The sequence below is a fragment of the Brevibacterium sanguinis genome (genome assembly GCF_003315415.1).
In the GTDB taxonomy this organism is placed as follows: domain Bacteria; phylum Actinomycetota; class Actinomycetes; order Actinomycetales; family Brevibacteriaceae; genus Brevibacterium; species Brevibacterium celere_A.
In genome coordinates, this window is sequence record NZ_QNSB01000001.1 from 427,313 (window position 1) to 441,446 (window position 14,134).

Below are 14,134 nucleotides of genomic sequence, written 5' to 3' on the forward strand. Positions count from 1 at the left end.
GCTGGGGGACCTGCGGCGATTGGAAAACAATTGGTCGGGAGGGATACACTGGGCTCAGCAGAAGCGTGTCTTCTGACTACGCGTATCCGAACTCTTCTCCACCCCGAGGTGCAGGCGGTCCGTTGCTGACGGCCTGTGGGGTGCGCGGACCGGATGCCAGGAATCAACCGAAACCGTCACCGTCGTCGGCCGCGTGCGAACGCTGTCGATTCACTGTGACTCAGTGCGCCGTCCAGGCGCAAGAGAAAGGAGCGTCGGCATGGCCGTCGTCACCATCCGCCAGCTGCTCGACAGCGGCGTCCACTTCGGACACCAGACCCGCCGTTGGAACCCGAAGATGAAGCGCTTCATCTTCACCGAGCGCAACGGCATCTACATCATCGACCTGCAGAAGTCGCTGGGCTACATCGACACCGCGTACGAGTTCGTCAAGGAGACCGTGTCCCACGGGGGCTCGATCCTCTTCGTCGGCACCAAGAAGCAGGCTCAGGAATCGATCGCCGAGCAGGCCAAGCGCGTCGGCCAGCCCTTCGTCAACCAGCGTTGGCTCGGCGGCATGCTCACCAACTTCCAGACCATCTCGCTGCGTCTGGCTCGCCTCAAGGAGCTCGAGGAGATCGACTTCGACGACGTCGCAGGCTCGTCGCACACGAAGAAGGAACTCCTCATCCTCCGTCGCGAGAAGGACAAGCTGGAGAAGACCCTCGGCGGCATCCGCGACATGCAGCGGACCCCGTCGGCCGTGTGGATCGTCGACACCAAGAAGGAGCACCTCGCCGTCGACGAGGCGAAGAAGCTGGGCATCCCGGTCATCGCGATCCTCGACACCAACTGCGATCCCGATGACGTCACCTACCCGATCCCGGGCAACGACGACGCCATCCGTTCGGTGTCCCTGCTCACCCGCGTGATCGCCGACGCCGTGGCCGAGGGCCTCATCGCCCGCCACTCCTCGGACGAGGGCGGCGAGAAGAACGTCTCCGCCGTCGAGCCGATGCCCGAGTGGGAGCGTGAACTGCTCGAGGGCAGCGCACCCGCCGGTGAAGAGGGCCCCGCGGGCGAAGCGGCAGAGGCTGCCGAGGCAGCGCCCGCCGACGAGGCGACGCAGGAGCCCGCAGCGGCCGGTGCCGACTCCACCGAGTCCGCACAGTCCTGATTTCCTTCAACTCCACCACCAATAGGAGAAAGCATGGCAAACTACACTGCCGCTGACATCAAGGCATTGCGCGAGAAGACCGGCGCCGGAATGATGGACGTCAAGAAGGCCCTCGACGAGGCCGACGGCGACCAGGCGAAGGCCGTCGAGATCCTCCGCGTCAAGGGTCTCAAGGGCGCCACCAAGCGTGAGGGACGCTCCACCACCGACGGCCTCGTGGCCACCCACGTCGACGGTGGAGTCGGAACGATGATCGAGCTCAACTCCGAGACCGACTTCGTCGCCAAGTCCGACCGCTTCATCGCCCTCGCCGATGAGGTCCTCAACCTGGCAGTGGCCAACAAGGCCGATTCCGCCGAGGCTCTCCTCGAGTCCGAGGTCGACGGCAAGCCCGTCTCCCAGTTCGTCACCGAGAGCGGCGCCGCCCTGGGCGAGAAGGTCGCCCTGCGCCGGGTCGGACGCATCGAGGGTGGCAAGGTCGAGTCGTACCTGCACCGCACGAACAAGGACCTGCCGCCGCAGGTCGGCGTCCTGCTCGCCTACGAGGGTGACGACTCCGCCGTCGCCCACGACGTGGCCGTGCACATCGCCGCGATGAGCCCGAAGTACTTCTCGCGTGACGATGTCCCCGCCGACCTCGTCGAGAACGAGCGTCGCATCGCCGAGGACACTGCGAAGAACGAAGGCAAGCCCGAGAAGGCTCTGCCGAAGATCATCGAGGGCCGCGTCAACGGCTTCTTCAAGGAGAACTGCCTGCTCGACCAGGGATTCGCCAAGGATCCCAAGCAGTCCGTGGGCAAGGTCCTCGAAGCTGCCGGAGTCAAGGCGACCGGCTTCCTGCGCTTCCGCGTCGGAGCCTGAACCACGACCGATTCCTCCGCCGATGCTCACCATGCGTGGGCATCGGCGGAGGTCCGGAAAGAGCCTGAGAGTGATCTCATAAGCGCCTGACGGGGTCGGACCATGGGGTCCGGCCCCGTTTTCGCTAAACTGTCAACGACCATCGTGCCCGCACGGAAGAAGGACTCAATGACAACAAGCCCGGTTCACGAATCGTCCCACGCCAGCAGACCGGTGCGCAACCACCGTCGCCGTGTGCTCCTCAAGCTGTCCGGCGAGGTGTTCGGAGGCGGGAAGATCGGCGTGGATCCCGATGTCGTCGCGGCCGTGGCCAGAGAAGTCGCTCCCACCGTCGACGAGGTTGAGGTCAGCATCGTCGTCGGAGGCGGCAACTTCTTCCGTGGAGCCGAGCTCTCGCAGCGGGGCATGGATCGCACCCGCGCCGACTACATGGGCATGCTCGGCACGGTGATGAACTGCCTGGCGCTGCAGGACTTCCTCGAGCAGCTGGGCGTCGACACGCGCGTCCAGACCGCGATCCCCATGTCCCAGGTCGCCGAGTCCTACATCCCCCGGCGGGCCATGCGCCACATGGAGAAGAACCGGGTCGTCATCTTCGGCGCCGGTGCCGGGCTGCCCTACTTCTCCACCGACACCGTCGCCGCCCAGCGTGCCCTCGAGATCCATGCCGACGAGGTGCTCATCGCCAAGAACGGCGTCGACGGCGTCTACACCGCGGATCCCAAGATCGATCCGGAGGCGAAGAAGATCAACGAGATCACCTACGAGGAGGCCCTGATCTCCGGCCTCAAGGTCGTCGACGCGACCGCGTTCTCCCTGTGCATGGACAACAAGCTGCCGATGCACGTCTTCGGCATGGAGGGCGAGGGGAACCTGCGCAAGGCCATCGCCGGCGAGAAGATCGGCACCGTCGTCAAGTAGGCCGGCCCCGAGGCGGCCCGATTCCACCGAAGCTCCGGGCCGTGGGCACCTCGTCCCACGTCCTCCGCCATCCGCGCCGCCCCGCTGTCGGCGCCGCCGGACGAGTCCGCCGCGACACGACAGCCCGGACCATGTCCCGAGGCAGTCATGCCTGCCCGGGAGGGTCCCGCGGTGCGTGCAGTGCGGCAAATGTGACCCAAGACCCATAGAATGAATCCAAAGTTCCCATCGACGGAAAGAGTGAGTCGTGATTGAAGAAACGCTGGCCGAGGCCAGGGAGAAGATGGACAAGGCCGTGGAGTTCACCCAGGAGGACTTCGGGTCGATCCGCACCGGCCGGGCCAATCCCGCGCTGTTCGCGAACATCGAGATCGAGTACTACGGCGCCCCGACTCCTCTGCAGCAGCTGGCCTCGTTCCAGACCCCTGAGGCCCGGACGATCCTCGTCACTCCCTATGACCGCGGAGCCCTCGGCGACATCGAGACCGCCCTGCGCAACTCGGACATCGGTGCGAACCCCGCCAACGACGGAAACGTCATCCGCGTCGTGCTCCCGGAACTCACCGAGGAGAGGCGCAAGGAGTACGTGAAGATCGTCAAGAGCAAGGCCGAGGACGGCAAGGTCTCCATCCGCAACATCCGCCGGCACTCGAAGGACACCCTCGAGCGCATCAAGAAGGACGGCGAGGCCGGCGAGGACGAGGTCACTCGCGCCATCGCCGAGCTCGACGAACTGACGAAGAGCAAGGTGGAGAGCATCGACAGACTGCTCGCCAAGAAGGAAGCCGAGCTGCTCGAGGTCTGATGATCGCGTTGACCGGGCCCGACAGTCCCTCTTCCGGTCCGGCTCCCGCTGGGGAGCCGGACGGGTCGTCGTTGCCGGAGGCCGGGCCGCAGCAGCCCGGCCTCCGGCACGTCGGCCGGGATCCCGAGGACGACCACCGGGCCTCCGACACCCCCGGATCCGCCGACGCCCCGACCTCGGGACCGACCGACGTGGTCTACCCCCGACGCCGCGACCTGCGCGCCTCGGGGAAGGAGTACGTCCCCGACGACCCGAACTCGGGCCCCGTGCCCGAGACCGCGGAGGACGCCGAGGCGGAGGCGCCGCAGAAGGACTACGGCAAGGCCGGGCGCAACCTGCCCGCGGCGATCGGCATCGGCCTCCTCCTCGGTGGAGCGGTGCTCGCCTCGCTCATCATCTTCCCGACCTCGTTCCTCTTCATCATCCTCGTCGCGATCGTCGCGGCCATGTGGGAGCTGGGCAACGCGCTGTCCCGGTCCGGTTCGCTCGTCTCCCGCGTGCCCACCGTCGTCGCAGCCGCATGCATGGTCGTGGCGACCTACTTCGGCGGACGCGAGGCCCTGTGGGTGACCTTCGTCGCCGGGGCGGGTGCGGTCATGCTGTTCACGATGGTCGAACGTCGCAAGAACGCGGTCAAGGACGTCTCCCTGTCCCTGTTCGCGCTCACCTATGTCGGCCTCATGGCCTGCTTCGTCGTCTTCCTCCTCACCGAGCCCGACGGCAACCTCTACGTCATCCTGTTCCTCGCCAGCGTCGTCGCCTCCGACACCGGCGGCTACATCTTCGGCGTCGTCTGGGGCAAGCACCCCATCGCGCCGAGCATCTCGCCGAAGAAGTCATGGGAGGGCTACCTCGGCTCGGTCGTCTTCACCACCGCCGTCGCGGTGATCCTCGCGCTCACCGTCTTCGGCGCCCCGTTCTGGACCGGATTCGTCATCGGCGTGATCATCCCCGCCTTCGCCACCCTCGGCGACTTCAGCGAGTCGATGATCAAGCGCGACCTCGACCTCAAGGACATGGGCACTCTGCTTCCCGGCCACGGAGGGGTCATGGACCGCCTCGATTCGATCCTGCCCACCGCCCCCGTGGCACTCGTCCTCTTCTCGGTGCTGCCCGGATACCTCTAGACGCCGAGGTGGCCTCGCGCACAGAGCGTCGACGCCGCCTTCGTGAGACAATGGACGGGTGAGTTCACCAGCAGGCAGCAGGCAAGTCAGACCCGTCGTCGAACATGCGGACGGGACGACCTCGACGACCCCGATGCGTGACGGCCGTCCGCTCCTCAACTTCAAGTCGCCGCGGGTCAGTCAGCCGCAGCAGCACCTGGCGGACATGTCGATGGACGAACGCATCACCGCGGTCAGGGAGATGGGCCTGCCCGCGTTCCGCGCGAAGCAGCTCTCGACCCACTACTTCACGCACTACCAGACCGACGTCGAGTCGATGACGGACCTGCCGAAGGACCTGCGCGAACCCCTGGGCGAGCGCTTCTTCCCGCACCTGCTCACCGAGGTGCGCCGGCTGACGACCGAGAACGGCGACACGATCAAGTTCCTCTGGCGCCTGTTCGACGGAGCGCTCGTCGAATCCGTGCTCATGCGCTACCGCAACCGCGTCACCCTCTGCGTCTCCAGCCAGTGCGGCTGCGGGATGAACTGCCCGTTCTGCGCCACCGGGCAGCAGGGACTGACCCGCAACATGTCGACGGCCGAGATCGTCGAGCAGGTCATCCGCGCCAACCAGGTCATCGCGGCCGGCGAGCTGGCGCCGGCCGGCTCGGCGATCAGCGACGAGGTGGCGCTCGGCGCCGAAGCCGACGAAGAGCAGGGCGAAGCACCCGAGGGCGCCTGGTCGAGCACCTCGGCGAGCGGTCCCGAACGCGTGAGCAACATCGTCTTCATGGGCATGGGCGAACCACTGGCCAACTACAAGCGGGTGATGAACGCGGTCCGCCGCTTCGTCGAGCCGGCGCCCTCGGGACTGGGCATGTCCGCCCGCCGCATCACCGTCTCCACGGTCGGCCTCGTCCCCGGCATCAACAAGCTCGCCGCCGAGGACATCCCGGTCACCTTCGCGCTCAGCCTCCACGCGCCCGACGACGAGCTGCGCGATGAGATGATCCCGGTCAACACCCGATGGAAGGCGGACGAGGCGATCGACGCCGCCTACAACTACTACACGGTGACCGGCCGCCGCGTGAGCATCGAGTACGCGCTCATCAAGGACATGAACGACCATGCCTGGCGCGCCGATCTGCTCGCGAAGAAGCTCAACGCCCGCGGCCGCGGCTGGGTGCACGTCAACCCGATCCCGCTCAACCCCACCCCCGGGTCGGTGTGGACGGCGTCGGAGCCGGAGGTCGCGAACGAGTTCGTGCGCCGTCTCGTCGACGCCGGCATCCCGACGACCATCCGCGACACCCGCGGCTCGGACATCGACGGCGCCTGCGGCCAGCTCGCCGCGGCGGACTGAGACCACCGGCGGCGGCCGGGACGCGCGGGGCGCTCCTGCGCCGCCCGCGGTGCGCACAAATCCCGGGCCCCCTGATTATCATGGTGGAAACGACACTGACGGCGATTCGCTCTTGGAGGAATAATGGCGGACACCACTTTCCCGCGAATGTCCGGGTGGAAGAACGGCTACGACCCGAAGCAGGTCGACAGCTTCTTCAAGCGCGCACGCGAATCCTTCGAGAGGGACACCCCGCAGCCCGGTGACCTCGACTCCCGCGCCGTGAGGACGGTCGGCTTCGACCTCGTCCGCAAGGGCTACCACGTCGCCGTCGTCGACGCCGCCCTCGACCGGCTCGAGGACGCGTTCGCGAAGCAGGCCCGTGACCGGCTCATCGCGCAGTCCGGTCAGGACGCGTGGGTCCAGGAGCTCACCCGCGTCGCCGCCTCCCTGCGCAAGCGCCTCGTGCGCGAGCACGGTCAGCGCTTCGACAATCCCGCACCGGGAGTCATCGGCTACGACATCGCCCAGGTCGACGAGATGTGCGACAAGGTCAACGCCTACTTCACCCAGGGCGTGGCGATGAGCGTCGACCAGGTCCGCCGGGTCCTGTTCAAGACCGCCAAGGGGAACAAGGCCTACGACGAGGACCAGGTCGACGCCTTCATCGACCGTGTCGTGGAAGTGATGGCCTCCGTTGACTGACCTCCACTACTTCTCCAAGCCCACGGAGACCTCGCCCGGAACCTTCAATCCGGTGTTCGAGATCCTCGACCATCCGGTGGCGACGGGAGACGCCGATGCCGTCGTCATCACCGGACCCGCCCCCGAGAAGCCCGTGCTCGACGGCCGCGAGGTCTCCGACCCGCGCCTCGTCAGGGCGCTGTCGACACCGGTGGAGATCACCCGCGCCGAGGCGCTCGACCGCAGCGCGAAGCTCGGCGGGGTCCTGCGCGCCCTCGGCATCGCCGCCGACGCCGCGGACGACACCAGTGACGACGGCCCGAGCTCCGAGGATTCAGTTCGCACGCAGGACCCGGCCGAGGAGCACGCCACCGGCGACGCCCGGCTGCTCATCGACGAGGGCGTGTCGCCCATCGCGCGGGCGCTGAGCGTCCTCGCCGCCGTCCGGGTCGGACTGCTCGTCGACGTGCGCTCGCCGCACACTCGCGGCACCGGCACCGATGCCGTCGTCACCACGCCGGCCGGCCCCGCCGCCGCGGAAGTCGTGTCCGAAGCGGGACTGATCGACGCCGAACCCCTCGAGGCGGGTCCCATCGTGCTCATCCACCCGATCGACGCGGCACCGGTCGACCCGGGACGCGCCTCGGTGAAGGTCGTGCGGTCGCGCTTCGAAGGCGTCGGGATCACCATCGCGGGGGAGACGGCGAACCTCGATCAGGCGATGCGCGACTCCCGGGTCGAATCCGCCCAGGTCAGACCCCTCTCGCCGGAGACGCCGGTCATCCTCGACGACTCCGGAGCCGTCGACGCCCGCTCGAGTCTCGACTGGCTGCGCCGCGAGATCCTCACTGACTGACCGAGGTCCCCACCGATCGACCGGGACCGGCGTCCGTCGGTGGGGCGTGGCGTCGCCGCCTCGCCCCACCGACGGACGACGTGGGGAACCGGACGCTCAGTTCGCGAACGCGTTGATGCCTGTCAGCGCCCGGCCGAGGGTGAGCTGGTGGACCTCATGGGTGCCCTCATAGGTGAGCACCGTCTCGAGGTTGACCGCGTGCCGCAGCGGCGGGTACTCGCTGGTGATCCCCGACCCGCCGAACAGCGCCCGCAGGTCGCGGCAGACGTTCATCGCGGTGTCGACATTGACCATCTTGCCCAGGCTGATCTGCTCGGGACGCACGCCGGCAGGGGAGTCCTTGAGCCTGCCCAGATGCGCCGCGAGCAGCGTGATCTGCGAGTACTGGCCGAACGCCTTGGCCAGCTTCTGCTGAGTGATCTGGAACGACGAGATCGGACGCTGGAACTGGATCCGGGTGCCCGTGTACTCGAGCGCCGAGAGCAGAGCATCGCGTGCGGCACCGGTGACGCCGAAGACGATCCCGAACCGGGCCTCCGACAGGCAGCTGAGCGGACCCTTGAGCCCCTTCGCCTTCGGCAGCATCGCGTCCTCGGGCAGCCGGACGTCGTCGAGGACGATCTCGCCGGTGATCGAGGCGCGCAGGGAGATCTTGCGCCGGACCTCCGGGGTCTGCACGCCCTCGGCGTCGCTGGGGACGACGAACCCGCGGATGACCGGCCGGCCCTTGTCGTCGTGCTCCTCGGTCTTCGCCCACACGACCATGACATCGGAGACCGGTGAGTTCGTGATCCACATCTTCGCACCGTTGAGGATCCAGTCGCTGCCGTCGCGGCGGGCGGTGGTTGTCATCCCCGAGGGATCGGAGCCGACATCGGGTTCGGTGAGTCCGAAGCAGCCGATCGCCTTGCCGGAGGCCATGCGCGGCAGCCATTCCTCCTTCTGCGCCTCGGAACCGAAGTGGTGGATGGCGAACATCGCGAGCGACCCCTGGACGGACACGAGCGAGCGCAGCCCGGAGTCGATGGCCTCGAGCTCGCGGCAGGCCAGGCCGTACTGGGTCGCCGTCGACCCGCCGCAGCCGTAGCCGTCGAGGTGCATGCCGAGCAGGCCGAGCTCACCCAGACCCTCCGCGAGCTCCCTGGCCGGGATCGTCCCGGCGAGGTAGTGGTCCCCGATGTCCTCACGGACGTTCTCATCGAGCCACTTCCGCACGATCGACGCGAACTCGAGGTCCTCCTTGTCGAAGACCGAGTCCAGCCCGAGGATGTCGTCGGGGCTCAGCGTTGCACTCATAGAAACCTCTTTCGGCGTTGAATGGTGTCTGCGCTCACGCTCGGATCCGGCCGCTGACCGAGGCATTTCCCAGAGAACTTTGGCATCATCGGTAGGCGTGAGCAAACGTAGAATCATTGTAGTCGGCTCGACCGGCTCGGTCGGCACTCAGGCCCTCGACGTGCTGGAGCACAACGCCACGGATTTCGAGGTCGTCGGGCTGGCCGCGGGCTCACAGATCGACCTGCTGCTCAGCCAGGCCCTCGACTTCTCCGTTCCCGTCATCGGACTGACCAGCCCTCCCGCCGGGGGAGAGGACCAGATCCGTCGTCGTCTCGATGAGCTGGCCGCCGCACGCGGAACGCGCAGCCCGGTGCGCGAGATCCACCTCGGACCCGATTCCGCCGAGGCGGTCGCCGGCGCCGCCGCGGATCTCGTCCTCAACGCGGTCACCGGGGCGGCCGGTCTCGGCGCCACCCTGGCCGCGCTCGAGGCGGGCACGGATGTGGCGCTGGCGAACAAGGAATCGCTGATCATCGGCGGCTCGATCGTCCTCGACGCGGCAGCCCGGACGGGCGCCCGCCTCATCCCCGTCGACAGCGAGCACTCGGCGATCGCGCAGGCGCTGCGCTCGGGCACCGCCGACGAGGTCCACAAGCTCATCATCACCGCCTCCGGGGGGCCGTTCCGCGGCATGACCCGCGACGCCCTGCGCATGGTCACCCCGGCCCAGGCGTTCAAGCATCCGACGTGGACGATGGGCGATGTCATCACCATCAACTCGGCCACCCTGGTCAACAAGGGCCTCGAGGTCATCGAGGCGCACCTGCTCTTCGGCATCGACTTCGACCGGATCGAGGTCGTCGTCCACCCGCAGAGCCAGATCCACTCGATGGTCGAGTTCATCGACGGGTCGACCATCGCCCAGATCTCCCCGCCGGACATGCGCCTGCCCATCGCCTACGCCCTGGGAACCGGCGAGAACGGGGAGACCCGCCGGCTGCGGTCGGGGGCAGAGGGCAGCAATTGGATGCAGCCGATGCACTGGTCGTTCGAACCCGTCAACCACATCGCCTTCCCGGCGCTCACCCTCGCCGTCGACGCCGGTCGCCGAGGCGCGAGCTACCCGGCCGTGTTCAACGCCGCCAACGAGGTGCTCGTCGACGCGTTCGTCGGCGGCCGCATTCCCTTCACCGCGATCGACGAGGGCATCGACCAGGCGATGCGAGAGCATGAGCCCGCCGACGAGCACACGGTGGAGACCGTGCTGGCCGCCGACGCCTGGGCACGGGAGTTCACCCGCGACCGGCTGACCGCACGGACTGAGCCCGTCGGCAGGACCTGATGGTCACCCTCCTCTACATCGTCGGGATCATCCTGTTCCTCATCGGGATCTCGATCTCGATCGCCCTCCACGAGCTCGGCCACCTGACACCGGCGAAGAGGTTCGGCGTCAAGGTCACCCATTACATGGTCGGCTTCGGCCCGACCCTGTTCTCCTTCCGCCGAGGTGAGACCGAGTACGGGATCAAAGCGCTGCCCTTGGGCGGGTTCATCGCCATGCCCGGCATGTACCCGCCGATCGAGGCGACCTCACGTCGCGTCGGCGACGAGCCGTCGAGCACGCCCGTCGCGGGCGAGGGCCCGCCCCACCTTGGCGAGGGCACACCTGTCCCGGGGGAGGACGCAGTCCGCCTCGGCGCGGGGGACGGGACGCCTCCCACGGCCGAGCCGCGGCGGCGCCGGGCGAAACGGGCCCGCCTGTTCGAGGCGACGATGGCCGACGCCCGCGACTACTCGAACCAGGAGATCGCCCCCGGTGAGGAGCACCGGACCTTCTACGCGCTGAGCGTGCCCAAGCGTCTCGTCGTCATGTTCTCGGGGCCGTTCGTCAATCTCGTCCTCGGGATCCTCATCATGGCGATCTCGCTCCTCGGCATCGGAGTGATGACCCCGACGACGACGGTCGCCACGGTCGTCGAATGCGCCGTCGACGCGAGCGAGGCCCAGACCCGACCCGCCGATGAGCGCAGCACCTGTCAGCCGGGCGACGAACTCACCCCGGCCTGGGAGGCGGGGATCGAGCCCGGCGACCGGATCACCGCCGTAGCCGGAGTGACGACCGAGGACTGGGACGAGCTGTCGACCGTGATCAAGGAGCAGGCCGGCAAGCGGGTCGAGGTGGAGTACATCCGCGACGGTCGCAGCGAGACCGCCAGCGTGCCGATCATCGCCCACGAACGGCAGCGCTCCGACGAGCGCGGCAGGCCGCTGACGAACCCCGACGGCACGCCCCAGACCGTGACCGAGGGCTTCCTCGGCATCGGACCCGTCCAGGAACGGCAGCCACTGCCCCTCGACGAGTTCCCGGGCGCCGTCTGGGAGCAGGTGAGCGGAGTCTTCCACGCGATCATCACCCTGCCGGTCAAGCTCGTCGACATCGCCGAGGTGGCCACCGGGGCGAAGGAGCGCGACGCCGAGGGCCTCGTCGGCATGGTCGGCGTCGGTCGAGTGGCCGGCGAGATCGTGTCGACGGACCAGCTCGAGATCGTCGACAAGACCCAGCTGGGGCTCGGCATGCTCGGTTCGCTCAACATCTTCCTCTTCGCATTCAACATGATCCCGCTGCTGCCGCTCGACGGCGGCCACATCGCCGTCGCCCTCTACGAGGGGGCCAGGAGACGGATCAACCGGCTGCGCGGCCGCGGATCGGTCGGTCCGTTCGACACGGCCAAGCTCCTTCCGCTGACCTACGTCGTCATCGGTCTGATGCTGTGCATGACGGCGCTCCTCGTCTACGTCGACCTCGTCAAGCCGATCACCCTCGACGCGATCTTCCGCTCCGCCGGGTGACCGGCGCGCCCGGGGCGGGGCATCCGGGCAGAGCACGGGCGTCGGAAGAGGGCGCCACGCGCAGTCCCGTCGACCCCCGGCGACCGTCCGCCGAGCGTGAGGCATCGCACCGTCGGCGGTCAGGTCCGCCCAGGGTTGTGGTCCTACAATGAGGGAGGACTCGAACAGCCAGGCTGGCCCCCAGCCGAAACGAAGGGATTGTGTTCGTGACATCGGTCAACCTCGGAATGCCTGCGCCGCCTCCGCCCGTTCTCTCGCCTCGGCGGAAGACCCGGCAGATCAGGGTCGGCAAGGTGGGCGTCGGTTCCGACCATCCCGTCAGCGTCCAATCGATGACGACGACTCCGACGACCGACATCAATGCCACCCTGCAGCAGATCGCCGAGCTCACCGCCTCGGGCTGCGACATCGTGCGCGTGGCCTGCCCGTCGGCCGATGATGCCGCCGCGCTGCCCGCGATCGCGGCGAAGTCCCAGATCCCCGTCATCGCCGACATCCACTTCCAGCCGAAGTACGTCTTCGCCGCGATCGACGCGGGATGCGCGGCCGTCCGCGTCAACCCCGGCAACATCAGGAAGTTCGACGACCAGGTCAAGGAGATCGCGAAGGCCGCGAAGGACGCCGGGACCTCGATCCGCATCGGCGTCAACGCCGGCTCGCTGGACAAGCGGATCATGGAGAGGTTCGGCAAGGCCACTCCCGAGGCCCTCGTCGAGTCCGCGGTATGGGAGGCCTCGCTGTTCGAGGAGCACGACTTCCACGACTTCAAGATCTCGGTCAAGCACCACGATCCCGTGATCATGGTCCGCGCCTACGAGCTCCTCGCCGAACGCGGCGACTGGCCGCTCCACCTCGGCGTCACCGAGGCGGGGCCCGCGTTCCAGGGCACGATCAAGTCCGCCACCGCCTTCGGCGCGCTGCTCTCGCAGGGGATCGGAGACACGATCCGCGTCTCCCTCTCGGCGCCTCCCGTCGAGGAGGTCAAGGTCGGCAACCAGATCCTCGAGAGCCTCAACCTGCGCCCGCGCAAGCTCGAGATCGTCTCCTGCCCGTCCTGCGGCCGGGCCCAGGTCGACGTCTACACGCTCGCGGAGAAGGTGACCTCGGGGCTCGAGGGCATGGAGGTCCCGCTGCGCGTGGCCGTCATGGGCTGCGTCGTCAACGGTCCCGGGGAGGCCCGCGAGGCGGACTTGGGCGTGGCCAGCGGAAACGGCAAGGGACAGATCTTCGTCAAGGGCGAGGTCATCAAGACGGTCCCGGAGTCGCAGATCGTCGAGACCCTCATCGAAGAGGCCATGCGCATCGCCGAGGAGTCGGACGTGCCGTCCGGGCCCCCGGAAGTCGTCGTCGGTTGAGAGCTTTCATCGCTTCGCAGTGAGGGTGGGTCAGTGCTGAGAGTCGCTCGACTGGGCCATCAACACACGCGCTGGCTGCAGGGCCTGCTGGCGCTCAAACCCTGCGAGAACGTCTACCTCCTGGCCCTGCTCGACATCTCCGGCACGGCTCAGCTGAGCTCGCCGGCCGGTTCCCTGCTCGGCGTCTTCGACGGCGACCGGCCGATCGCCGCCTACTGGGTGGGCGGGAACATCATCCCCGTCGCCGCCACCCCCGAGACCAATGAGGCGATCGCGGCCAAGCTCAACGCCGACGGACGGTACTCGTGCTCCCTCATCGGCGATCGCCGGATCATCCTCGATCTCCACAGCCGGCTCGCCTGGGGCCGCCCGCGGGGAGTGCGGGAGCGTCAGCCGCTGCTGGCGATCAGCTCACCGCCCCAGGTCACTCCCGACGACGAGGTGCGACTCGTCACCCTCGACGACCTCCCGATGGTGTTCGCCGCGAGCGTCGACATGTTCACCAACGAAGTCGGGTTCTCACCGATCGAAGGCGGCGAATCGAGCTATCTCGCCCGGGTGCGCAGCCTGATCCGGGGCGACAACTGCTACGCCCGCATCTCCGCCATCCTTCCGCAGGGCGGGCGGGTGCCGAGGTGGCCGGCCCGGGACCAGGACCGGCAGGTCCTGTTCAAGGCCGACATCGGCATCCGGGCTCCGCGCATCGTCCAGGTCCAGGGCGTGTGGGTGCACCCCGAGGTGCGCAACCTCGGTCTCGGGGCCGCCGGCATGGCCGCGGTCGTCGCCGCGACGCAGGCGGCCGGCCACCCCACGGTGAGCCTCTACGCCAACGACTACAACGAGGCCGCCCTGCGGATGTACGACAGGGTCGGCTTCGAGCAGGTCGGCACCTTCGCGACCGTCATGTACTGAAGTGC

General features: G+C 68.1%; 13 protein-coding genes. 12 read left to right on the plus strand and 1 reads right to left on the minus strand.

Translation table 11 applies throughout. The features are described from left to right. Nucleotides 1–259 precede the first annotated feature (259 nt). The 8 genes from rpsB (at nucleotide 260) to DFO65_RS01995 (ending at nucleotide 7,734) form a co-directional block, all read left to right on the plus strand. Complete coding sequence (gene rpsB, locus DFO65_RS01960) at nucleotides 260–1,156, plus strand: 30S ribosomal protein S2 (RefSeq protein WP_113902717.1); 897 nt, start codon at nucleotides 260–262, stop codon at nucleotides 1,154–1,156. Between the two features lie 33 nt (nucleotides 1,157–1,189). Further along, complete coding sequence (gene tsf / locus DFO65_RS01965; protein WP_113902718.1) at nucleotides 1,190–2,017, plus strand: translation elongation factor Ts; 828 nt, start codon at nucleotides 1,190–1,192, stop codon at nucleotides 2,015–2,017. 168 nt (nucleotides 2,018–2,185) lie between these two features. After that, a complete protein-coding gene (pyrH, locus tag DFO65_RS01970) occupies nucleotides 2,186–2,938 on the plus strand; it encodes a UMP kinase (RefSeq protein ID WP_113902719.1) in 753 nt (250 codons plus the stop codon). Nucleotides 2,939–3,185: 247 nt separating this feature from the next. After that, nucleotides 3,186–3,743, plus strand: coding sequence for a ribosome recycling factor (gene frr / locus DFO65_RS01975; protein WP_113902720.1), 558 nt, complete (start codon nucleotides 3,186–3,188; stop codon nucleotides 3,741–3,743). Next, nucleotides 3,743–4,870 carry a phosphatidate cytidylyltransferase gene (locus DFO65_RS01980; RefSeq protein WP_245940418.1) on the plus strand — a complete coding sequence of 376 codons (1,128 nt, stop codon included), beginning with the start codon at nucleotides 3,743–3,745 and terminating at the stop codon, nucleotides 4,868–4,870. The genes frr and DFO65_RS01980 overlap by 1 nt, the downstream gene beginning before the upstream one ends. Nucleotides 4,871–5,003: 133 nt before the next feature. Continuing rightward, entirely contained in the window at nucleotides 5,004–6,215 is a 1,212-nt protein-coding gene (rlmN, locus tag DFO65_RS01985) for a 23S rRNA (adenine(2503)-C(2))-methyltransferase RlmN (protein ID WP_113902721.1), read from the plus strand. Between the two features lie 123 nt (nucleotides 6,216–6,338). Next, complete coding sequence (locus tag DFO65_RS01990; RefSeq protein ID WP_113902722.1) at nucleotides 6,339–6,899, plus strand: DivIVA domain-containing protein; 561 nt, start codon at nucleotides 6,339–6,341, stop codon at nucleotides 6,897–6,899. After that, entirely contained in the window at nucleotides 6,892–7,734 is an 843-nt protein-coding gene (locus DFO65_RS01995; RefSeq protein WP_113902723.1) for a hypothetical protein, read from the plus strand. The genes DFO65_RS01990 and DFO65_RS01995 overlap by 8 nt, the downstream gene beginning before the upstream one ends. 96 nt (nucleotides 7,735–7,830) lie before the next feature. On the opposite strand, the gene DFO65_RS02000 is transcribed toward DFO65_RS01995, so the two are convergent. Then, nucleotides 7,831–9,030, minus strand: a complete 1,200-nt coding sequence (locus DFO65_RS02000) for an acyl-CoA dehydrogenase family protein (protein WP_113902724.1) — start codon at nucleotides 9,028–9,030, stop codon at nucleotides 7,831–7,833. A gap of 97 nt (nucleotides 9,031–9,127) precedes the next feature. Here DFO65_RS02000 and dxr point away from each other — a divergent pair, with 97 nt between their 5' ends. The 4 genes from dxr to DFO65_RS02020 all read left to right on the plus strand — a co-directional run bounded on the left by dxr (nucleotide 9,128) and on the right by DFO65_RS02020 (nucleotide 14,129). Beyond that, nucleotides 9,128–10,354 (plus strand): 1-deoxy-D-xylulose-5-phosphate reductoisomerase, encoded by a 1,227-nt coding sequence (dxr, locus tag DFO65_RS02005; protein ID WP_113902725.1) that lies wholly within the window; start codon nucleotides 9,128–9,130, stop codon nucleotides 10,352–10,354. Next, on the plus strand, nucleotides 10,354–11,862 hold the full coding sequence (locus DFO65_RS02010) for a M50 family metallopeptidase (protein ID WP_113902726.1): 1,509 nt from the start codon (nucleotides 10,354–10,356) through the stop codon (nucleotides 11,860–11,862). Before dxr ends, DFO65_RS02010 begins: the two co-directional genes overlap by 1 nt. A gap of 206 nt (nucleotides 11,863–12,068) precedes the next feature. Continuing rightward, nucleotides 12,069–13,217 (plus strand): flavodoxin-dependent (E)-4-hydroxy-3-methylbut-2-enyl-diphosphate synthase, encoded by a 1,149-nt coding sequence (ispG, locus tag DFO65_RS02015; RefSeq protein ID WP_113902871.1) that lies wholly within the window; start codon nucleotides 12,069–12,071, stop codon nucleotides 13,215–13,217. 33 nt (nucleotides 13,218–13,250) lie between these two features. Then, nucleotides 13,251–14,129, plus strand: a complete 879-nt coding sequence (locus DFO65_RS02020) for a GNAT family N-acetyltransferase (RefSeq protein WP_113902727.1) — start codon at nucleotides 13,251–13,253, stop codon at nucleotides 14,127–14,129. Nucleotides 14,130–14,134: the final 5 nt, after the last annotated feature.

Coding starts and splice junctions, on each gene's coding strand:
- rpsB (WP_113902717.1), top strand. CDS start 260: ATGGCCGTCGTCACCATCCGCCAGCTGCTCGACAGCGGCGTCCACTTC.
- pyrH (WP_113902719.1), top strand. CDS start 2,186: ATGACAACAAGCCCGGTTCACGAATCGTCCCACGCCAGCAGACCGGTG.
- DFO65_RS01990 (WP_113902722.1), top strand. CDS start 6,339: ATGGCGGACACCACTTTCCCGCGAATGTCCGGGTGGAAGAACGGCTAC.
- rlmN (WP_113902721.1), top strand. CDS start 5,004: ATGCGTGACGGCCGTCCGCTCCTCAACTTCAAGTCGCCGCGGGTCAGT.
- tsf (WP_113902718.1), top strand. CDS start 1,190: ATGGCAAACTACACTGCCGCTGACATCAAGGCATTGCGCGAGAAGACC.
- DFO65_RS01980 (WP_245940418.1), top strand. CDS start 3,743: ATGATCGCGTTGACCGGGCCCGACAGTCCCTCTTCCGGTCCGGCTCCC.
- DFO65_RS02010 (WP_113902726.1), top strand. CDS start 10,354: ATGGTCACCCTCCTCTACATCGTCGGGATCATCCTGTTCCTCATCGGG.
- DFO65_RS02000 (WP_113902724.1), bottom strand. CDS start 9,030: ATGAGTGCAACGCTGAGCCCCGACGACATCCTCGGGCTGGACTCGGTC.